The sequence below is a fragment of the Mycobacterium paraense genome, assembly GCF_002101815.1.
GTDB lineage: Bacteria > Actinomycetota > Actinomycetes > Mycobacteriales > Mycobacteriaceae > Mycobacterium > Mycobacterium paraense.
Genome location: NZ_LQPM01000051.1, coordinates 100,859 through 121,245, shown reverse-complemented (window position 1 = coordinate 121,245; position 20,387 = coordinate 100,859). Strand labels below are relative to the sequence as shown.

Sequence of the window (20,387 nt, the reverse complement as noted above, 5' to 3'; positions counted from 1 at the left end):
TGGGGGAGCGGATTCAACAACCGGTCAAGGTTTAGTAAAAGCTGCCCTAGCCTGCAATTCTGCGTGACCACCGGCTGGGATCCGGTCGCGGCCACCGCCCCGTCAGCAACAACGCGTCTTACATGAACGGCGCCAGCAGGTCGGCCCGGGCCGGATAAAGCAGCACCGGGTCCGTCCACGCCGGCCACAGCAGCGCGGGGTTCGCGCCCGTCGGCGGCCAGTTGTTGTCGTTGGCGTAGGCCCACACTTCCCACGGGTTGTCGTAGTACGCGGCGGTCTCGACCAGGCTGAACCAGTCCTCGTTCGGGTGGAGCAACCAGTAGCCCGTGCCGACGACGTAGCCACCGACCAGCCAGCCCGCGTAACTGGTGGAGAAGAGCGGGCCGAAGAGCCGGTTCTGCCAGACGTGTACCTCTTCGTGATTGAGCATGACGTCGGTGGCGCCCGGGCCGGTACCGAGGTGGGTGGTGACGTTGCCCATGGTGGTGGCGAAGCCCGGCAGGCCGATGCCGCCGCGGTAGACGTGCGAGCCGGCCAGCGCGCTGAGCGCGGGGTCGTAGTTGGAATTGGGATAGAACGCATTGACGACTTGCACGCCGTAGCCCAGCGCCGTGCCCGGGAATCCCCAGGTGTAGTCGAGCAAAAAGGCTGCCCAGCCGCGCCAGTCGTTGAAGTTGTAGATGCCGAACTCGCGCTGGATGAGCAGGTTGGCGTCGTAGATTGCCGCGTCCGCCACGCCCGTCCCGACGGCACTTCCGGTGCCGACCAACGGACGTCCGATGACCGCCTCGCTGGCCGCGTTAGCCGCGTCCAGCAGATTCTGCTGCAGGGGCTGCAACAGCACGGCGCTCGTCGCATCCGCGGCCGCATACGAGCCCGCGGCCGAGTTCAGGGCCCGCGCAAATTGCCGGCCGAATGCGCTGGCCCGGGTGCTGAGCGCTTGGTAATCCCGGCCGTAGGAGGCGAAGAGCGCGGCGACCGCATGCGATACCTCGTCGGCGGCGGCGGCCGCGATCCCGCCAGTCGGGGAAGCGGCCGCCAGATGCGCCGCGGTCACCGACGAACCGATGCTCTCGATGTCCGCGGCGGCCGAGGTCAACCACTCGGGTTCCACTACCAGAAGCGACACGCGTGAAGCGTATGCGTGGCTCGCGACGGCACGGGCGGTTTCCGACGAGTGTCGGGCGCCCAAAAGCCGTTGACGCACGGCGGCTTTCTTGGCGCGCCGCCACGGCGTCGTCGTAATGGTCGGATTCCTCATCCTCTGGATACCGGTGCTGGCCGTGTTGGTGCGGAGGCCGGACGGGTAGAGACACGCACGGCGGGTTTGCCGGATATTCGGCGTCGGGACGGGGCCGATGCCAGGATATCGACGTGGGTGACGGTCGAGATCGGGTCGACGAATTGCTCGACCGTGCCGTCGCCGCGATCAACCGTGGCGATCGTGACACGGCCGCGTCGCTGGCGGAGCAGGTTCTGACCACCGATCGCGGTAACTCCGACGCAGAGGACCTGCTGGCAGTCACCGGTGAATCTGGCGAGTTTCGGCGTTTGACGATTCTCTTTGCTGACCTCGTCGACTCGAGCCGGCTGTCGACCCGGGTCGAACTCGAGACCTATCACGCGCTGGTGGCGCGATATCGCGAACTGGTGATGCGCGTTGTGGACGGCTATGGGGGCCACGTGGCGTCGACGAAAGGTGACGGCCTGCTTGCGATCTTCGGTCACCCAGTTGCGCACGAAGACGATCTTCGCCGAGCATTGTTGGCCGGGTTGGAGATCGCGCGCGAAGTGGAACGGTTAGGGGAGCGAGCCCGGAAACAATTCGGCGTCGGCGTCGCAGTGCGCGTCGGTATTCATCGCGGTTTGGTGTACCTGGACACAGTTCGGGATGACGTCGATGGGCCTGCGGTCAACCTCGCGGCACGAGTCGAGAGTTTGGCTCCCCCGGGAACAGTGGTGGTGTCCGAGGCGGTGGCTGCCCTGGCACGCAACGACTTCGAGTTGCAGGCTCGTCCCCCCGCAGCCGTGAAGGGCTTTGACGAGTTGGTGGCCCACTACCGAGTGATCGGCGAGCGACAGCGGGACCGATTCACCGCGCGTCGAGTGCCGCTCGTCGGTCGTTCGCGGGAACTGGCGCGCATCGCTAAGAGCTGGTCCCGCGCGCACGCAGGAACGCTGACCACCGCCGGATTGGTTTTTCGTGGCGAGCCCGGGATCGGCAAGAGCCGCCTTGCCACAGCCGCCGCCGAGCACGCTGAAGCCTCAGGCGCTCCCGTCCTCGAGCTGACGGGATCGGCGCTGCACAGCGATGTCGGTCTGCACCCGGTGCGTACCTTCCTGGAGCGGCGCTGTGGCATCTCGCGCGACACTCGCCCGTCGGAGCGTTTGGTGCTGTTGGAGGCGGAGACGGCCGCCGTCGGCCTGGAACCCGTCACGGCGGTTCCGCTGCTCGCACCCATCCTGGGCATCGCCGCCGAACAGGGTTACGAGCCGGTTCCCGCCGAGGGCCAACGGCTATACGAACTGATCAACGAGGCGGCCGCGCAGTATGTGAGGGCGTGCACCCGTGACGCGCCCGCGCTCGTGATAGCCGAGGACATGCACTGGTTCGACGCAGCGACGCTTCAAGTCATCGGCGCCCTGCTGGCCGGAGCGGACTCCCGGATGCTCCTGGTCGCGACCGGGCGACCGGGCAACTGGTGTCGTGATGACTGGCCGGCCAAAGTGGTCGACTTGAAACCGCTGAGCGACGAAGAAACCGATGAGCTGATTCTGTCGATCAACCCGACGGTCACGGAGATCGACCGGGCCGCCATCCGTAGCCGCTGCGATGGCGTGCCCTTTTTCGTCGAGCAAGTTGTCATCGGCCTTGGTGCAGCGGGTGTCCCTGAAGGCCTTTACGATTCGCTGTTTGCGCGATTCCGGGGCCGCGCCGACGTCCTGCCCGTCGTACAAGCCGCCGCGGTGATCGGCCGGCATGTCGATCGTGAAATCCTGGGCGCCATCGTCGATCTCGACGAGCACACCGTCGATGACGTGCTCGACGAACTCGACGATGCCCGAGTCCTCGAGCCTTGGGAAATCGACAACTGGCGATTCAGGCACGAGCTGCTGCGAGAACTTGCCTACGAACTTGCACCGCCAAGCGTCGCCAGGCGCCTCCACGAGCGCGTGGGTCGGGTCCTGACCGAAAGCGCGGAACCGGATTGGCCGCTGGTGGCTCGACACTACGAGCAGGCCAATGCGTTCGTCGAGGCGGCTTCGGCGTATGAGATGGCGGCGGCCAAGGCCCGCACGCGTGGCGCACTCGACGAGGCCCGCGGCGCCCTGACCGCTGCGATCAGCGGTCTGCAGCAGAGCCCGCCCGGCCCGGAATGCAACGGCCGCGAGGTGAGTCTGCGAATGCAACGGGCGCTGCTGGCCATCTCGGCGGAAGGCGGTTCGAGTCCCGCCGCGATGGAGGATTACGAGCGGTGTATGCACGTGGGTGGCAATGACTTACGCAGCGATGCGATGGTTGCTGCAATCAGTGGCCTGGCAGCGCACTACTGCGGCCAAGGCGACATTCGTCGCACGCGGCAGGCCGCCGAATTACTGCTGGCCGCCGCCGACGAGGGTCGTCCGTGGTTCCGCCCGGCCGCCCACTGCGCCCTGGGGATAGCCTGTACGTTTCATGGCGAATTCGATTCTGCACGGCACTATTTCGATGAAGCGGTCGCGGACGCAGGGAGTCTGACACCGCACGACATCAGCGCGATGTGGGTTATACCCTACGACCCCATCGCGGCGTCGCATCAGCAGCTCGCGGTTGTGTCTTGCCTCCGAGGGCAATTGGTTGAGGCCACCGCCCACCTTCATCGATCGGCAATCAGGGCGGGCGAGCTCGGCTTTCCCGAAGGCCCGTACAGCGACCTGTTCGGGAAATCACTCGAAACATGGATTTGTCTGGAATCGGCCGACTTCGATCGATCCGCGCTCCTCGCAGGCGCCTTCGCCGAAGAGGCCGGCCGCTGCGGGTTCGAGCAGATTCGACTTTGGGGCTTGACACAGCAGATCGAAGCCCATGCGTTGAAGGCGCTCAGCCAAGAAGACATGGCGCCACTGCCGCGCCACATCGAAGAGATGTTCGCCATGCTCGAGGCGTGGCGGGCAAGCAACCTGGCCCTCTATATCACCTGTCATGAGGCCACATTGGCCAAATTGCTGATCGCGGTAGGACGGCCGAACGAAGCCCGCCAACGGATCGACGCCGATTTGCGACGTTCCGACGACGACGACATGACCTTTTACAACGCCGAACTGCTACGGCTACGCGCCGCCACCGCTGACGAACCCGAAGACCGACGGGCGGACCTTGCTGCAGCGCGCGAGCTCGCGCGACGTCAGGGCGCGGTCCTCTTTGAATTACGCGCCGCCATGGACGATTTCGACACCCGCGGGGAGCCGGCGCGTGCCACGCTGCGCGAAGCCGTCGACCGAATGCCCGGCGACAGCTGGTGCCCCGAATTGCAGGTGGCCCTCATGAAGCTGGCCGGTCACGCTTGAACGGCGGCGGCGATTTTGCTGACGACTTCGCTGGCTTGATTGGCGGTGTCGAATCCACACCACAGCGTGTCGATGATGATGTTGTTCCGCACTCCCAGCGCGCGTTGGCAGGCGAAGCCGTGGCCGCCGTCGAGGGTCTGCACCAGGCTCAGCGAGGTGCCGGTCGCTGCCAGCTCGCCGAACGTCCACTTCACAGACGGGTCGCCGGGCTGGCTGAAGGTGAGCGGCCGGTTGGCGCAGCCGGCCCACCGCGGTTTGGCCTGGGCGAAGAATTGCTGGGCCTGCTCGGCGTCGTCGAACCTGACCACAGCCTGCAGCAGGGCGTGCTTCCGCTGGGCGGCCGCGCGGGCGTTATCGAGGAACTGTCCCTCCAGCGCGACCCAGCCTCTGTCCCGGTAGACGGCGGCCTCGACCGGCGAATAGGCGTCCAGGCAGTTGCGGTCCGAGACCTGGTCCTCGCTGTGCGACATCTCCGAAATCGGTCTGCGCAAAGCCATATTCGTGGTCTGCCCCACGGCGTCGACGTCACCGGCGGTCAACAGCAGGTTGTCCAGGCGCGCGTTGAGAATCCGCGGGGGCTGCCAGTGCCCCAGGTTAGGGGCCGCCACCGGGCGTCCGGTGGCCGAGACGGTGCAACCGCTCAGCAGCAGGCACAGGGCCGTTGTCGCGAGGATGACGTAGCGCGCGCCGCCCAGGGCTCGCCGTCGTCCGGCGCCGACGGACCCGGCTGCGTTCGCTGACGGTGCTGTCATCTCGGGGTCTCCTGTCCGGGCCATAACCGACACAACACCGCAACCGCGGCCGGTATTCGCCGTGTCGGCTTCGAGCCCAGCTAATGCCTTGAAGTTAACGCCCCGCAGCGGGTTGGGTGCGCAAGCACATTGTCGGCATGTCGTGCGGCGAGGCGTCGACGGGCGGCTGTTCTCATAGGGCTTTCTAACCCCGGTTATGACGCTAGGTCGAGCAAAACCGCTTGTGAAATGCCTTTTGCGAAACACCTATGTGTCCAAGGCATGAATTCCAGGGGCAGTTTTGTCTGAAGTTGGCCTGTCTACCTCCGGGCCGGGAACACGATCGCCTCCGTCACGCTGCCGCCATTGACGGCCGGCCCGAGCAGGGTGGAGAACGTGTTGGCCGCCGGGTCGTACGCCAGCAGCGAAGTGCCGGGGCCGCAGCCCGCCTTGCCGACGAGGACCAGCTTGTCGCCGCTCACACCGTCGACCATCACGCTGTCGGACACGCCAGGCACCTTCACCCGCGTGGTGTGCCCGTCGGGTGTCAGCCGCGACAGGAACATGGTGCCGCACCCGCCAATCGACTGCAGGAAGGTGCCGCTCGGCAACGGCCATGCGTCGGTGTCGCCGAGATCGCCGTCGAATCCGGGATCACGTCCGGTTCCGGAGTTGACCGCGGTGAGCGCGGTCGGGGCGGTGCCGTCGACGGGCACTTGCCACAGTTGGCCGGTCTGCGAGTAACGGGCGGTATCGGTGCAGTGGGCGAGCACCACGGTCGCTGGGGTCCACCACCGAACCGGTGAGCATGCGGTGAGGCTCCCGGGTACTGGCAACGCTTTCCCGGGCGTCCCGTCGTTGCCCATTAGGGCAAGGCCTTTCGTCGAGCCGAGGACCAGCTGCGTGCCGTCGGGTGTCGGCAGAGCCCCACCCCGGTAGTCCTGCCCCAGCGGATATGTCAGTTCCTCCTTGCCGGAGAGGTCGACTCGATGCAGCGACGGCCGATCCGGGTACCGCCCCTTGCCGATCAGCACCGCCGTGCCGTCGGGGCGCGCGTAGCGGACCGGCCCGCCATTGACGACGGGGAATGTGGTCTGGCTGCCGTTGCGAAGGTCCACGGACAGAGCCGTCGCGTCATGCACCGACCCGGGCTGTGCCGCGTAGAACAGGGCGTGGCTCCCGTCCCCGGACCAGTCGAGCAGCCGGGCCCCAGACCCGGGCGGGAACGTGGTGATCGGGTAGCGCCCGCCGGCCGGGTCGACGAGGTACAGGGTGGTGGCCACGTTCTCCGCGTGGGGCTCGTTGGGGTCCCGTTTCTCGCCGGGTCGGTGGCTGATGGCGGGGCTCCACAGGGCGAGCATCCAACCCGGGCCGACCTGCGGCCATGGAATGGTGTCGATTGCCGCTTCGACGCCATGAGCCGCCGGCTGCGCCTCGACGGTCGGGCTGTGCGCCGTGATCGAACCGGTCGACGGCGAGCACCCGGTGGCCAGCACCGCTGCCAGTGCGACGACGCCGAGCCGGGCGTGCCACACCCTGGCAATGTGATTGCGGTTCATGTTGGTTCGTTTCCTTCCTAGATCAGGCCAGCATCGATGCGAGTTCGATGCGGGGGACTGCGACTTTGTGGGGTCCGGCGTTGTCCTGTATCACTTGGTCTTGGCCAAAGAAGAAGATCACCGTGTCGTCGGTGATGCCGAAGTTTTGGTACTTCTCTTCGTCGAGTTCGGCAGCGGGGGCGTCTAATTCGGCTCGGACGATCGGGTCGAGTACCTCGCGCGGTTTCGTCCCCGGCTTGAACAATGTGTCGAAGGTGATCGGGACGCGCCTGGCGAGGTCGAAGTTGAACGCCCGGAAGGTGGTGTTCGGGTGGCCCTCGTGGGCGGCGCCGGTGTCATTGTCGATCATGAGCACCAGGCTTTGGGTGCCGGAAGCCGGCGCTCCCGAACGATATGTCTTGGCGGTAACCGCGTATTGGTACGGCCGGCCGCGGTGCTGGCGCGGTCCCACCTCGGTGACCCAGTCGATGAAGGCGGCGCGGTTTTGCTTCAGGAACGCGGCCACCGCCGGCATCTCCGGGTAGTCGACGGGAAAGCTCATGTCGATCGTGTAGGCGAGGGTCGCGCTACGAACGTGGCAGAGGTGGTCGCCACCAATGCTCCCGGCGAGATCGGTGCATGCCGACTGCCCCTGCGCCGCAGCCGATGTGGCCGCAGGCGTCGCCGGCTTCGCCTGGTGGCCGCCGCAGCCCGCCGCGCCGGCGATCACCGCCGCGACCGCGATCCCGACCAATGCGCGCCTCATCACCGCACCGCCAGCTCGAGGATGCGGAAGTGAAGTCCGTCGTTGAGGTACACGTTGCCCCGGCTGTCGACCGCCACGTAGGAGGGGTCTTTGAGGTCGGTGAACGGCAGCACGGTTGGGCCGCTCGCGCCGGCGTCCCACTTCAGCACCCGGTTGGTGCCGAGGTCGACGACGTAGACGTTGCCACGAGGGTCCACCGCCAGCTGGGTGGGCAGCTTGAGGTCGGTGAACGGCAATACCGTTGGGTTAGTGGCGCCGGGCGCCAGCTTCAACACCCGCTTGCCGTCGGAGTCGACGACGTAGACGTTCCCGTTGCTGTCCACCGCCACGCCATCGGGGTGAATGCCGTTGAACGGCAGCACCGTCGGGGTCGTGGCTCCTGGCTCCAGCTTTGACACCCGGTTGCTGCCCGAGTCGCTGACGTAGACGTTGCCGGATCCGTCGACCGCGACCCCCGCGATCGCGTCGAGGTCGGTGAAGGGCAGCACGGTGGGCGTCGGCGTCCCCGCTATCAGCTTCAGAACTCGCTTGCCCCTGCCGTCGGTCACGTAGAGGTTGCCCGCAGTGTCCACCGCGGCGTGCAGGGCTTGGCCGAGGCCGATAAACGGCAGCGGCTCAGGGTCATTCGTGCCCGCCGGGGCCCTCCACACCTGGCCGTAGTACAAGTCGAGTACGTACACGTTGTCCGCTGCGTCCACCGCCACGCCGGCGGGGTGGTTGATCAACTTGCCGAACTTCAGCTCGACTTGCGGCGCATAGGCCAACCGGTGCGGCTGGCTGGCGCTCGGTGACGTCGCGGCCGCCGGGGCCCCGGTGGTGATCGTGGAGCAGCCCGCCGTCGACAATGTCGCCGTGGCGATCCCGACCGTTACGGCCAGGGCGATAGCTTTTCTCATGGGTATAAGCCTGCGGGGGAGTCCTTGTGCGATCCTTGCGTGTGCCTTGCGTCAAAACGGCGCTTGGACGCCGTCTTTTCGCATGGTCAGCTCGCCGCAGCTGATGTCGCTCGCCGTGGTCCACGCCGGGTCGTGATCCGACCTCACCGGGACGGTGTCGGAGCGGCCGATCGTCGCCGTGGCATCGTTGAGTTCGATCTCCGTGCGGCGTAAGGCCATTACGGGGTTGTCTTGTTCGTCCCGCAGCTGTAGCAGCCCGATCAGGCGGCGTCCGTCGCCGAGGTCGCTGCAGCCGACGCCGTCGTCGTTGCCCCTGCGGTGCCCGAGGTCGAACCGGAAGGACGCGCCCTGCCGATCCACAACCGGGGTGATGGTGCAGCCGGACACCGCGTAGAGGATCGCCTCCCGGCCGGCGTCGACGATGATCTGATGTTTACCGTCCTGCTGGGCGTCGATCAGCAGCGCCGAGCGCTGAAGCGGGCTGGCGCTCAATATCTTTGCCTCGCCGTAGCCCTGCGCGGTAGCGATGCCGACGGCCGTGTCGGTGATCCACAACGTGGCCGGCTGGCCGTAAGCAACGCTGACGTCCTTACCCGCCGCGCCGGGCGGTGGGCCGCCCGGGCCGCACGCCGCGTCGGCGATTGCGGGCGGCGCGATGACGACGCCGAACGAAGCGATCGCGGTGGCGAGGACAGCCGACACGGTAACGCACTGGGCACGTGTCGTTTTCGTCATATTGGTCACGTCCTTTGGCCCGGATACGGGACCGCACTCACGACGCCGCCGCCGTTGACCGACGGCCCGAGCAGCACCGTGGACGTGCCCGCCGCGGGGTTGTAGTCGATGAGGGACTGGCCGCTCCCGCAGCCGGCCCTCGTCTTGAGCTGGAGGTCGCCCCCGTGCGCGCCGACCACGACGACGCTGTCGCTCGTCACGCCGGGCACCGAGACGCGTGAGGTGGTGCCGTCGCCGTTGAGCTTGGCGAGGAAGACGACGCCGCACGCGCCGGCGGCCTGCAGGAAGGTCCCGCTGGGCAGCTGCCACGCGTTGAGGTCGCCGTAATCGGGGCTGTGCTGCCCATTGTTCGGCGCGGTGAGGGCGGTCGGTGTGCCGCCGTCGATCGGCACCAGCCACAGCTGGGACCCGGCGGAACTCTCGCAGCGGGTGAGGGCGGTCGACGAGCCCGTGTCCCACCAGCGCAGCGGTGTGCAGTCCTTTTGCCCGGCGGCGACCGGCACCGCCCTTCCGGCGGACCCGTCGTTGCCCATCAAGGCCAGGCCGGTGGCCGTGCCCACGACCAGCCGCGTGCCATCGGGTGCGGACAGGTATCCGTCGAGGTCCTCCCCGACTGGGTACGTCAGCTGGCGGTTGCCGGCAAGGTCGAATCGTTCGAGCGATGCGGGTTTCGAGCCCTTCCACTTGTACAGCAGCACCGCCTTGCCGTCGGGGCGCGTGTAATGCGCGGTGACGTCGGTGCGGTCGACGGTGAACGATGTCTTCGTCCCACTGCGCAGGTCGACCTCCGTGAGGACCGTCTGGCCCTTGCCTTCCGTGGTGAACAGGGCGCGGGTCCCGTCGCCGGACCAGTCGACCAGGCCGGTGGGGGCGCCGTCGCCGGGCGGGGGGAACGTCGTGATCGGGTAGCGGCCGCCCGCCGGGTCGACCAGGTACAGCGTCCTGGTGGCCGTCTGCCAGCTGGGGGAGCCGGGGGGCGGCGACTCGCCGGTGTGCAACCCGGGGGCCGGGCTCCACATGCCGAGCATCCAGCCGGGGCCGACCTGCGACCAGGGAACGGCCGACAGCGGGGCCTCGACGCCGTGGGCCGCCATCGGCTGCGGACCGTCGGGCTCGGCGGATGCCGTGGGCGCAAGGGCGATCGTCGTCATTGCCAGCAGCGCGAACATCGCGCGGGACGTGGTGGTCATATCGGGCTCCTGAGAAACGTGTCCCGGGTCCTGCCGCCCGGTCACGCAAAGCCTCCGGCGGGTGCCTTGCGCGTTTCTTGCGCGAATCTTGCGCGGGTGGCCGAGCCCGCCGCGGCGGCTTTGCGGCAAACAGGTGCGTTGCCGGCCACCAGGGGAGATACTGCGTCGGTAACCGAAAAATCGAGGCGGTGGCGGTGGACTCGCGCGTCGGCACGACGTTCGGCAAGTACGACATCACGCGCCAGCTCGGCAAGGGCGGCGGCGGGGTCGTGTACGAGGCCTACGACACCGGCAAGGGGCGGACCATCGCGCTCAAGGTACTGGCCGAGGAGTTCTCCAGCAACACCACATTCCGGACCCGGTTCCAGCGCGAGTCGCAGGCGGCGGCGATGCTGCAGGAACCGCACGTCATCCCCATTCACGACTGGGGCGAGATCGACGGCAGTCTCTACATCGACATGCGCCTGGTGCAGGGACGGACGCTGCTCGAGCTCATCGCGGAGGGACCGCTGGCGCCCGCACGGGCGGTGAACATCGTCAGCCAGGTCGCCGCCGCCCTGGACGCGGCACACGCCGAAGGGTTGATCCATCGCGACGTCAAGCCGCAGAACATCCTCGTGACCCCCGCCGATTTCGTGTATCTCGTCGACTTCGGAATCGCACAGGCCAAGGCCGACCCCCGCCTGACGACCGTGGGCACTCAGATCGGCACGTTGAATTACATGGCGCCCGAACGCTTCAACGCCAAGGCGGCGACGCCCGCGGTCGACGTCTACTCGTTGGCGTGCGTGCTGTACGAGTCGCTGACCGGGGACGCCCCGTTCGCCGGCGACAGTCTCGAACATCTGGTGGCGGCGCACCTCGCGCTGCCGCCCCCGCGACCGAGCGCGGCGAACGCCCGGATCCCCGCCGCGCTCGACAACGTGGTGGCCCGCGGCATGGCCAAGGACCCCGAGGATCGGTACGCAACGGCGGGTGGCCTGGCCCGCGCCGCCGAGCGGGCACTCGGCGGCGCGGACGATCCGACCGACGCCATGCGGTCGGCGGTCGACCCGGACGGCACCCGCCCGCTGTCGGTGGGCACGCTCGCCGCGGATCCGGGCGGCGACCGCGGTCCGGGCCAGCGGCCGCGGAGGTGGTTGCTGGCGTCGGTGATCGCGGTGGCGCTGGTGCTGGCGGGCGCCGCTGTCGTCGTCGCCCTCCGGGTAAACCAGCCGGCCGGGCACGATCAGCCCCCGCCCGCGCGTGCCGTGCTGCCCCCGCTGATCACCGGACCCGACCTGAGCAGCCTGCATCAATCCTGCGATCAGGGCTTCTCGCTGCCGACGGCGACGGGCTTCGGCGCGCACGCCGGGCGCGGAACCCCGGAAACCTCATGCCTTTTCGCCGACAGCGTGCTGACGTCGTACTGGGCCGAATACGGCAACGCCAGCCCGCTGCCGCGCGCGGTCTCGGCGCCGGGTGCCGTGGACTGCAAGACGGTCCCCGGCGCGTTGTGCAACGGCTCGAACTTCTTGGTCCACTGCCAGCAGCATCCCGGAGACAGCTGGATCACCTGCGTCGGCGGCGCCAACGCGCGCGTATACGTTTGGTGAGTCCGAGCTGAAGGGATTGTTGCCCGATGGCCCACAGCGCTATCCGGTTTGGGGTGTTGGGACCGTTGCAGCTGCGCGCCGACGGTGCGGACCTGCCGCTGGGGCCGGCAAAGCAGCGGGCCGTGCTGGCCACCCTGCTGATCAACCGGAATCGCACCGTCCCGATCGACTCACTGATCGACGCCGCATGGCAGCAGGGCCCACCGCCCGAGGCCCGGGCGAGCCTGCACGCGCACGTATCCCGGCTTCGCCGCCTGGTGGGCGGCGCCGGTGCGGATGCGGGCGCCGTCCTGGTCAGCGCGCAGCCGGGCTATCGGCTCAACGTGCCCGACGAGGCTTGCGATTTCGGCCGCTTCGCCATCGAACGACGAGCCGGGATTCAGGCCGCCACCGCCGGGCGGTTCGAAGAGGCCAGCGGCCACCTGTCGGCGGCGCTGGCCGAGTGGCGCGGCCCGGTGCTCGAGGATCTGCGCGACTTCGGGTTCGTCGACGCCTTCGCCGCCGCGCTGACCGAGGACAAGCTGGTCACACTGACGGCGCGGGCCGAGGCCGAGATAGCCTGCGGCCGAACACATTCCGTGATTAGCGAGCTCGAAGCCCTCGTGGCCGAGCATCCCTACCGAGAACCGTTGTGGGCACAGCTGATAACCGCCTACTACCTGGCGGAGCGCCAATACGACGCGCTGGACGCCTACGGCCGGCTGAAGGCCACGCTCGCCGACGATCTGGGCATCGATCCCGGGCCCACACTGCGGGGCCTTCATCAGCGCATCCTTCGCCAGGAGCCGCTGGACGCCCAAAACGCCGCCCGCGCAACGGCAAAGCGCGCTGCCGCGACTCTGCGCCGGCCGTCCGGGGGCTCGCGCGAGTCCGCCGTCGCACACCTGCGCGATGCCGCCGGCGGCCGCCATCCGCTGCTCGCACAGGCCACCCGGGTCGGCCGCCTCGTCGACAACGACATCGTCATCGACGACGACACCGTCAGCCGCTACCACGCGGTGATCGTCGATACCGGCAACAGCTTTGTCATCACCGATCTACAGTCGGCGAACGGGGTCGAGGTGGCTGGACAGCGGATTCGGGTCAGCGCGACGCTGGCCGATGGCGACCGCATCTGCATCTGCGGCCACGAGTTCACCTTCGAGATCCGCGAAGGCTGACCGCGCGGCCCAGCCGATCAGGCTTGCGACGCCGCCTTGGGCTTGTCGGCGATCTTCAGGTCGCGCCCCGCGCCGGCGGCCATGGTGGCCGCCTCGCCGCGGGCCAGCCCCACGGTCGCGGCGATCACCACCGCGGCCGCCACCGCCAGCAGGAACCACTGCTTGCCGTCCGCGTTCAAGGTCTCGCCGAGCACCACGATTCCAAGCACCCCGGCCACGACGGGCTTCGCGACGATGATCGTCGGCAGTGAGGCGGTCAGCGCGCCGGCGCGATAGGCCGACTGGTGGAAGATCATTCCGGCCACGCCGGTGGCCACCCACGCATACAGCTCGGGCGTGTGCCACAGCTGGCCCGGCGTGTGTTCGATGACGTCGACGACGCCCTTCATCAGCACCGAGAACACCGCCAACAACGAACCCGCCACGGCCGCCAGCAACAGCGCCGCAGCCGGACGGTCCGCCCAGATCCGGGCGCCCAGCACACCCAGCAGCAACGGCGGGCCCATCACGACGGCCACGATCAGCCAAGCCTGTAGCGAGCCCTGCTCATGACCACCCGCCGGCTGCCCGACCGCGATGACGATTGCCAATGCCACGGCCAGCAACACCGCCCACAGCCACTCGGTGCGGGTCACCCGATGACGCGTCACTCGCGCATAAATCGGCAAGGCGAACAGCAACGCGGTCACCTGCAGCGACATCACCAACAGCACCGAACCCTTGTCGAGGGCCACGGCGAGCAGGCAGTAGCTGGAGATGTCCCCCAAACCGCCCAGCCACCAACGGGTGTCGCGCAATAACATGCCGAACAGCGTCAGGTGGCCGACCTGCTTGTCGGTGACCTCCTGCGCGGACCGCTGCCGGATGACGTTTCCGATCGCGGATGCCAGCGCGGCCAGCAGGGCGAGAAGTGCCGCCATATCCGTCCTCGACATGGGTGACCTCCTCGCTCGCGCGCCTGTTTGCGGCGTTGCGTTGTGCTGTTAGCTGGGTTGCTCAGCGACTGGCTATTCATCCAATCTAACCGCGCCGCGCGGACCCGGCCCGTCGAGGCGATCAGCCGCGGGTCAGAGGGGGAATTTCGTCCCGGTCAGCCGCTCGGACAGTTCCCAGAGCGCGGCGGCGGTGGCCGCGCGCTTGGCCGGCCAATTTCGCCAGGTCGGCTGGGTGCGGCCATAGAGGCCGAATCGGGGACCGACGAACGTGTCGCCGGGCAGGTCCTGCGATGCGGCGTACAACGTCTGGCGGGCGCCGAAGTCCGCGTCGGTGGACACCAGCCGGTCGACGGCCAGCACCGCCGCGTCGCCCAGTTTGCGGCCCGAGTTGCCTTGCAGGTTCGTGTGCGACCAGCCGGGGTGGGCGGCCAGCGCGCGCAGCGAAGAACCGGCGGCATGCAAGCGCCGTTGCAACTCGCTGGTGAACAGGAGGTTGGCCAGCTTCGACTGGCCGTAGGCCAGCCAGGCCGAATACCGGCGGGACTGCCAGTTCAGGTCTTTGAGGCTGATGAATCCGATGTGGTGCAGCAGCGAGGACACCGTGACGACGCGGTCGGTCAGCTTGGGCAACAACAGGTTGGTCAGCGCGAAGTGTCCGAGGTGGTTGGTGCCGATTTGACCCTCGAAGCCGTCGGCGGTGACCGCGTGGTTGGTGGCCATGATGCCGGCGTTGTTGACGAGGACGTCGACCTTCTCGACGTCGTCGGCGAAGCGGCGCACCGAGGCCAGGTCCTGCAGGTCGAGCCGGCGCACCTCGACGTCGCCGGTCATGCGCGCGGCCGCCTTGTCGCCCTTCGCGGTGTCGCGCACCGCGAGGACGACGTGGGCCCCGACGCGGGCCAACTCTCGGGCGGTCACCTCGCCCAGCCCGGCGTTGGCGCCCGTGACGATCGCGGTGCGTCCGGCGAACGAGGGCAGGTCTGCTGCGGTCCAACCTGGCATGGCAGCCACCCTAGCTTTGCCACCGCGGCCGCTCCTGAGGGGTGCAAAACCGCTGTACAACAGCCCAATACGATCCGACGGCCGGGCGTCGGGATCTCGGCCACCCAGCCGTCGCGGGTATCGTTCGGGGGATGTACCTCGGCGTCATCGTCAATCCGCTCGCGCGCAAGAACCGCGCCGCGCCGGATCGCGCCGCCGAATTGCGCCGGATCGTCGGCCCCTGGGGCGAGGTGCACGAGACCGCGTCCGTCGAGGATCTCCGCAGGACCATCAAGGAGCTCAATCCACGGACCACCCACCTCGTCGGCGATGGTGGCGACGGCGCGCTGCACTGGCTGGTCAACGAAATCGAGCAGTGCATCGCCGATCCCGACCGCTGGCCGACCTTCGTGCCCAGCAACGGCGGCAGCGTCAACGCCGTCGCGCGCAAGGCGCGGGTCCGGGGCCGCGCCGACGGGATCATCCGCGCCTTGGCGACCGCCGCGGAGGCCGACCGGCCCCCGCCCGAAATGCGCCTGGACACCTTGGAACTCGACGGCGAAACCGAGGACGGCGCGGCGTTTCACCGGCTGTGCTTCGGGCTGGCCGCCGGCGGCGTCGGAAACCGGTTCTACGAAAGGTATTACGACTCGCCCGACCACGACCGTTTGGCCGTCGCCCGGGTGATCGCCCGTTCGTTCGGCGACTACCTGACCTCCAAGGTCGCTCCCAGCCGGGTGAAGACGCCGAATTACGCGTCCGTCCTGTTCACCCCGACGCGCGCCCGCGTCGTGATCGACGGCGAGGAGGTGCCGACGCGCACCCACCGGCTGCTGCACGCCGGCGCCATCGACCTGCGCATCGGGGGGCCGTTCCGGCTCTTCCCGAAGGCCGCCGAACCCGGTGCGCTGCACTTCCAAGCCGGGGAGGTAAGGCCGTCGAAGATCGTCGCGCAGCTTCCCGCGGCGCTCACCAACGGGACGATGCGTGGCGAGCGGGTCCGGGACGTCAACGGCCGCGAGATGATCATCGAGGCCGACGGGGAGCCGCTGTCGCCGATCATCGACGGCGAGCGTTTCCTCGGCATCACCCGCCTGGTGGCTCGCGCCGGCCCGCGCATCCGCGTGGCTCAGGTATCCGGGCGGTAATTCACACCGATCAGCGCCGCGCCTGGATGGTGCGCGTGATTTGGGCCGAGAGCCTGGGGTCGTTCAGCAGCTGGTCGACCAGCGTGGCGAGAACTTCTTGGCCGGTGACCCGGGCGACGCCGAGGCGATCGGCGGCCTCTCGCTGCCAGATGTCGAGGGCTCGATGCTGGGCGGGCGCGAGGTCGACCGTGCGACGGGTTTTGGGGTTGCGCGTTCGTCCGAGGGCGAAGGGTTCGGTCGGCGCCGTTGCGACCGCGGGAGGCAGCGCCGCGCCGGGGCGGTAGGGGGGATCCGAAGGGCTCATCCTGGGCGGCCTCCCTGGGTGACAGTAGGTCCGGGGATCAGTAAGTCATCTCAGTATATGCGTAGATTATGAGCTCTGCCCGCCCCGCCGCGGGGCCCGGCGGCCGGCGGCAGTGCCTGGGCGGCGGGGCGGTTCGTCGTGGTCTCGGCGGCAACAATTGTTGTCATGACGCCCGGCTTCGGAGCGACGCCGGCGCGGCCCCCGTAAACCGTTTGCGCAACGGATCTATTGCAGCGAATGACATTCCTTGAGGCGGTCCTGGAATTTGCGCCCAGGAAAACCGATCATTGAATACTTATCACCGCAAGTCCGTATCTCAGTATCTACGCCACAAGCGCATAAGCTGGTTAAACGCTCGTCCCCGGGGTGCTGAGATACTGATCGCAGTATTTGCATGGACGCTTTTCTGACGTCGCGGAAATGGCGCCGGTATGAGCTGCGTCACGTGCGGGCCGGGCTGAGCCTGTGAAATCGATGTGCAGCCCTAAAATGATCTTTTCCCGCGTTTGTTTGACGCTTACCGTGGAATTACGAATTGCGATGTAGGCACTTGTTGTTCTGATTTCGGCTCCACCGACCACCGACCTGGAAGGGACCCTCGATGCAGACGCTGATCGACTACTTGCGGATGTGGCAAGCGTGCCGACCCCACCAAACCCTCTTCCGGTTTGTCGACGCCGAGGGCCGAGAGCTCGAGCGCTACACCTACGACAGTTTCGACGAGCGGACCCGCGAACTGGCGGCCTACCTGTCCACAGAGGCCGGGTTGAAGCCGGGTGATCGGGCGTTGCTGGTGTACCCGCCGGGCCTCGAGATGGTGGCCGCGTTCTACGCCTGCGCCCGCATCGGTGTGATCGCCGTACCGGTCAGCCCCCCGCTGCCGATGTCGTTCGAGGCAGGGCTGGCGAAGCTCAGCTTCATCGCGCGGGACTCCCAGGCGAAGGCCGTGCTGTCGACCAAGGAACTCGAGCACACCTTCCGCCAGCTGCTGGACAACCGGCAGGGCGGGCTGCCCTGGCCCGACGTTGAGCGGCTCCCCGAGCTGCCATGGGTGCCGACCGACGCCACGCGCGGCTTCGGCGGCCGCTCCGTGGCCGATACGCCAGGGCGGGTGCTCTTCCTGCAGTACACGTCCGGCTCCACCAGCGATCCCAAGGGCGTGGTCGTGACGCACGCCAACGTCATCGCCAACGCATCGGCCTTCACGGACAGCGAGGTGGCGGTCAGCTGGCTGCCCCAGCACCACGACATGGGCCTGATCTCCGCCTACCTGTTCATCATGGTGCTCGGCGGGACCACCCACGGCATGTCGCCCGAGGACTTCCTCAAGCGGCCGTCGTCCTGGCTGCGGCTCATCAGCGAGACTCGTGCCACCCGCACGCCCGCGCCGAACTTCGCGCTCGAGTACTGCCTGCGCGAGGACAAGCTGCCCGCATCGGAGCTCGACGGCATCGACCTGAGCAGCCTCGAGTCCATGCTCATCGGCGCGGAGCCCTTGCGGGCCAAGACCTTTGCCCGCTTCCGGGAGCGCTTCGCCCCCTGCGGCCTGCGGCCCGACGCGCTGACGGGCGCTTACGGCCTGGCCGAGAACACGCTGATCGTGTCGATCAAGGGGCGCCAGACCCTGGCCGTGAACAAGCGGGCCCTGCAGCAGAACGTCGTGCGGGTGGAAAAGGCCGTGCCCGAGAACAACAACCAGACCCCGCTGGTGAGCAGCGGCAAGCCCGCCGCCGGCACCATCGTCCGCATCGTCGACCCCGAATCCCGCGAGGCGCTGGGCGAAGGCCGGGTCGGCGAGGTCTGGCTGGCCGGGCCGTCCAAGGGCGGCGGCTACTGGCACCGCCCGGACGTCACCGCGGAGATGTTCGAAGCCCGCATCCACGGCGACGACGAGCACACCTACCTGCGGACGGGCGACCTCGGGTTCCTCTACGAGGGCGAACTGTTCGTCTGCGGCCGGACCAAGGACCTGATCATCGTCCGCGGCGTCAACTGCTACCCGTCGGACATCGAGGCCGTCGTCGAGCGGTCGGCCCCGCAGGTCCGGCACGGCTGCGTCGCCGCCTTCTCGGTCGAGCGGGACGACGAGGAGGCGTTGGTCGTCGTCGCCGAGGTGCGCGACAACCGCGACCTCCCCGACGGCAAGGTTCTGGCGCGCGCGATCCGCCGGCACGGGCACATCGATCCGCACACCATCCTGTTCGTGCCGCCGCGCAGCATCCCCAAGACCACCTCGGGCAAGATCCGGCGCTCGGAGACCCGCCAGCTGTGGCTGGACGGCAAGCTGCCCGTGCTGGCGACCTGGGTCCAGAAAACCCACACCGGACCGGACGCCAGCACGGGCCCCCTCGGCCGTTTCCAACACCTCATCGAGAGCTACGACCTCACCGGTTACGAGGACTGCTCCTTCGCCGACCTCGGGATCGACTCGCTTGCCCTGGCCGAGCTCCGCACGGACCTGCAGGCCCTGCTCGAAGAGCACGGCGCGGGGGAGCTGGCCGAAGAGGTCAACACGCGGCTGCTGCAGCGCCTGACCGTCGCCGAATTCTTCCGGCTCATGCGGCAGTTCGGCGATCGGTCCGGACAGCCGTTGGACGCACTGCGGCGGGCGCTGGATCAGATTTCGGCCGAGTACGAGGCGCAGGAGATCGAGCAGATGCGCGCCGACGCGCGGCTGCCCCTGCCGGCCCTGCCGCCGGCTCGACCCGGCCCGGTGCGCGACATCCTGCTGACCGGGGCGACCGGCTTCCTGGGGCCGTTCCTGGTGCACAGCCTGCTCGGGCAGACGTCGCACACCATCCACGCCCTGATCCGCGCCACGGACCCGGCGCACGGCCTGGACCGGATCGTGGCCTCGCTGCGCCGCGCCCAGCTCTGGTCCCCGGGCCTGGAGGCCGAGGTCCGTGCGCGGGTGCGCGTCGTGTGCGGTGACCTTGCCGAGCCCCACCTGGGCATCGGCGAGGCGGAGTTCGGCCGGCTGGCCGACAGCATCGACGCCATCGTCCACAACGGCGCCCTGGTCAACTACGTCCGGACGTACGACGCCCTGCGGCCCGCCAACGTGCTGGGCACGCTGGAGCTGTTGCGCCTGGCCATGACCGACCACCGCAAGACCTTCCACCTGGTCTCCAGCACCTTCATCTACGGCTGGAGCACCGAGCCGGTGGTCGGCGAGTGGGACGCCAACGCGAAGATGAGCGGGCTGGACTTCGGCTACTCACAGACCAAGTGGGTCGCCGAGCAGTTGGTGCTGGCGGCGCAACGGCAGGGTCTCGACGTGCGCATCTATCGGCCTTCGCTGATCTCGCCCACCCGGGCGGGCTTCGGCAGCCAGGACGACATCCTGGTCCGGCTGACGGCGTTCATGATCGAGCACGGGCTGGCCGTCGACGCGCTCAACCAGATCAGCCTGCTGCCGGCGGACCTGATCGCCGACCACGTCGTCGTCCTGATGGGCCTGCCACCCGAGGCGGGCAGTGTCTTCAACATGACCGCGGACGACTACTACAACCTGACGGACATCGCCCGGGTCTTGTCGGAACGCCACGGCTATCGCTTCGAGTACCACAACATCCCGTCGTTCGTGGAGCAGCTGAACCGCCGGTGCACGCCGCGCGATCAGCTCTACCCGCTGGTCGATTTCCTGGTCCGTTCGGCGGACAAGATCGCCGCGATGCGGGACAAGCGCTACGACAACACCCAGTACCGGCACGCGCGCACGCAGGCGAAGGTCCACCTGCGGGAGCCGGCCCTGGCCGACACCGTCGATAATCTGGTCCGGTTCTTGCGGCGCGAGCGGTTGATCACCGAGGCTGAGGCGGAGGCGCAACGCAGTGCCTAGCCGGTCAAAGGGGGCGACG

Annotated in this window: 14 protein-coding genes and 1 pseudogene; 5 read left to right on the top strand and 10 right to left on the bottom strand. The window is 68.2% G+C overall.

Annotated elements, in window-relative coordinates; all coding sequences use genetic code 11:
- Positions 1-730: 730 nt before the first annotated feature.
- Positions 731-1,129, bottom strand: a pseudogene (locus AWB89_RS28410) (PE family protein); the annotation flags it as partial.
- 245 nt (positions 1,130-1,374) lie between these two features.
- Between AWB89_RS28410 and AWB89_RS26775 the strand changes: the two are divergent.
- Positions 1,375-4,548 (top strand): adenylate/guanylate cyclase domain-containing protein, encoded by a 3,174-nt coding sequence (locus AWB89_RS26775; RefSeq protein ID WP_241520622.1) that lies wholly within the window; start codon positions 1,375-1,377, stop codon positions 4,546-4,548.
- Here the strand turns inward: AWB89_RS26775 and AWB89_RS26770 are convergent.
- The 6 genes from AWB89_RS26770 to AWB89_RS26745 form a co-directional block, all read right to left on the bottom strand.
- Complete coding sequence (locus AWB89_RS26770; protein WP_158089857.1) at positions 4,539-5,300, bottom strand: sensor domain-containing protein; 762 nt, start codon at positions 5,298-5,300, stop codon at positions 4,539-4,541. The two genes, AWB89_RS26775 and AWB89_RS26770, sit on opposite strands and share 10 nt — an antisense overlap.
- A 299-nt stretch (positions 5,301-5,599) precedes the next feature.
- Positions 5,600-6,838 carry a hypothetical protein gene (locus tag AWB89_RS26765; protein WP_085177814.1) on the bottom strand — a complete coding sequence of 413 codons (1,239 nt, stop codon included), beginning with the start codon at positions 6,836-6,838 and terminating at the stop codon, positions 5,600-5,602.
- Positions 6,839-6,860: 22 nt separating this feature from the next.
- A complete protein-coding gene (locus tag AWB89_RS26760; protein WP_085177812.1) occupies positions 6,861-7,583 on the bottom strand; it encodes an esterase in 723 nt (240 codons plus the stop codon).
- A complete protein-coding gene (locus tag AWB89_RS26755; protein ID WP_142282663.1) occupies positions 7,583-8,479 on the bottom strand; it encodes an NHL repeat-containing protein in 897 nt (298 codons plus the stop codon). Before AWB89_RS26755 ends, AWB89_RS26760 begins: the two co-directional genes overlap by 1 nt.
- A gap of 51 nt (positions 8,480-8,530) precedes the next feature.
- Positions 8,531-9,181, bottom strand: a complete 651-nt coding sequence (locus AWB89_RS26750) for a hypothetical protein (RefSeq protein WP_085177808.1) — start codon at positions 9,179-9,181, stop codon at positions 8,531-8,533.
- 38 nt (positions 9,182-9,219) lie between these two features.
- A complete protein-coding gene (locus AWB89_RS26745) occupies positions 9,220-10,404 on the bottom strand; it encodes a TolB-like translocation protein (RefSeq protein ID WP_142282662.1) in 1,185 nt (394 codons plus the stop codon).
- 194 nt (positions 10,405-10,598) lie between these two features.
- On the opposite strand from AWB89_RS26745, the gene AWB89_RS26740 reads away from it, so the two are divergent.
- A complete protein-coding gene (locus tag AWB89_RS26740; protein ID WP_085177852.1) occupies positions 10,599-11,999 on the top strand; it encodes a serine/threonine-protein kinase in 1,401 nt (466 codons plus the stop codon).
- A gap of 26 nt (positions 12,000-12,025) precedes the next feature.
- Positions 12,026-13,159 carry a BTAD domain-containing putative transcriptional regulator gene (locus AWB89_RS26735; protein ID WP_085177806.1) on the top strand — a complete coding sequence of 378 codons (1,134 nt, stop codon included), beginning with the start codon at positions 12,026-12,028 and terminating at the stop codon, positions 13,157-13,159.
- A 17-nt stretch (positions 13,160-13,176) separates the two neighbouring features.
- On the opposite strand, the gene AWB89_RS26730 is transcribed toward AWB89_RS26735, so the two are convergent.
- Both AWB89_RS26730 and AWB89_RS26725 read right to left on the bottom strand, forming a co-directional pair.
- On the bottom strand, positions 13,177-14,094 hold the full coding sequence (locus AWB89_RS26730; protein WP_085102054.1) for a DMT family transporter: 918 nt from the start codon (positions 14,092-14,094) through the stop codon (positions 13,177-13,179).
- 132 nt (positions 14,095-14,226) lie between these two features.
- On the bottom strand, positions 14,227-15,096 hold the full coding sequence (locus AWB89_RS26725) for an oxidoreductase (protein ID WP_085177804.1): 870 nt from the start codon (positions 15,094-15,096) through the stop codon (positions 14,227-14,229).
- A gap of 131 nt (positions 15,097-15,227) precedes the next feature.
- Here AWB89_RS26725 and AWB89_RS26720 point away from each other — a divergent pair, with 131 nt between their 5' ends.
- On the top strand, positions 15,228-16,223 hold the full coding sequence (locus tag AWB89_RS26720) for a diacylglycerol/lipid kinase family protein (protein ID WP_085102050.1): 996 nt from the start codon (positions 15,228-15,230) through the stop codon (positions 16,221-16,223).
- A 10-nt stretch (positions 16,224-16,233) separates the two neighbouring features.
- On the opposite strand, the gene AWB89_RS26715 is transcribed toward AWB89_RS26720, so the two are convergent.
- A complete protein-coding gene (locus AWB89_RS26715) occupies positions 16,234-16,527 on the bottom strand; it encodes a hypothetical protein (protein ID WP_085177802.1) in 294 nt (97 codons plus the stop codon).
- 601 nt (positions 16,528-17,128) lie between these two features.
- On the opposite strand from AWB89_RS26715, the gene AWB89_RS26710 reads away from it, so the two are divergent.
- Positions 17,129-20,368, top strand: a complete 3,240-nt coding sequence (locus AWB89_RS26710) for a thioester reductase domain-containing protein (protein WP_085177800.1) — start codon at positions 17,129-17,131, stop codon at positions 20,366-20,368.
- Positions 20,369-20,387: the final 19 nt, after the last annotated feature.

Bases quoted from the DNA above. Each gene is read 5' to 3' on its own strand.
- AWB89_RS26755 (WP_142282663.1), bottom strand. From the start codon at position 8,479: ATGAGAAAAGCTATCGCCCTGGCCGTAACGGTCGGGATCGCCACGGCG.
- AWB89_RS26710 (WP_085177800.1), top strand. From the start codon at position 17,129: ATGCAGACGCTGATCGACTACTTGCGGATGTGGCAAGCGTGCCGACCC.
- AWB89_RS26715 (WP_085177802.1), bottom strand. From the start codon at position 16,527: ATGAGCCCTTCGGATCCCCCCTACCGCCCCGGCGCGGCGCTGCCTCCC.
- AWB89_RS26745 (WP_142282662.1), bottom strand. From the start codon at position 10,404: ATGACCACCACGTCCCGCGCGATGTTCGCGCTGCTGGCAATGACGACG.
- AWB89_RS26770 (WP_158089857.1), bottom strand. From the start codon at position 5,300: ATGACAGCACCGTCAGCGAACGCAGCCGGGTCCGTCGGCGCCGGACGA.
- AWB89_RS26765 (WP_085177814.1), bottom strand. From the start codon at position 6,838: ATGAACCGCAATCACATTGCCAGGGTGTGGCACGCCCGGCTCGGCGTC.
- AWB89_RS26725 (WP_085177804.1), bottom strand. From the start codon at position 15,096: ATGCCAGGTTGGACCGCAGCAGACCTGCCCTCGTTCGCCGGACGCACC.
- AWB89_RS26760 (WP_085177812.1), bottom strand. From the start codon at position 7,583: ATGAGGCGCGCATTGGTCGGGATCGCGGTCGCGGCGGTGATCGCCGGC.
- AWB89_RS26730 (WP_085102054.1), bottom strand. From the start codon at position 14,094: ATGTCGAGGACGGATATGGCGGCACTTCTCGCCCTGCTGGCCGCGCTG.
- AWB89_RS26720 (WP_085102050.1), top strand. From the start codon at position 15,228: ATGTACCTCGGCGTCATCGTCAATCCGCTCGCGCGCAAGAACCGCGCC.
- AWB89_RS26735 (WP_085177806.1), top strand. From the start codon at position 12,026: ATGGCCCACAGCGCTATCCGGTTTGGGGTGTTGGGACCGTTGCAGCTG.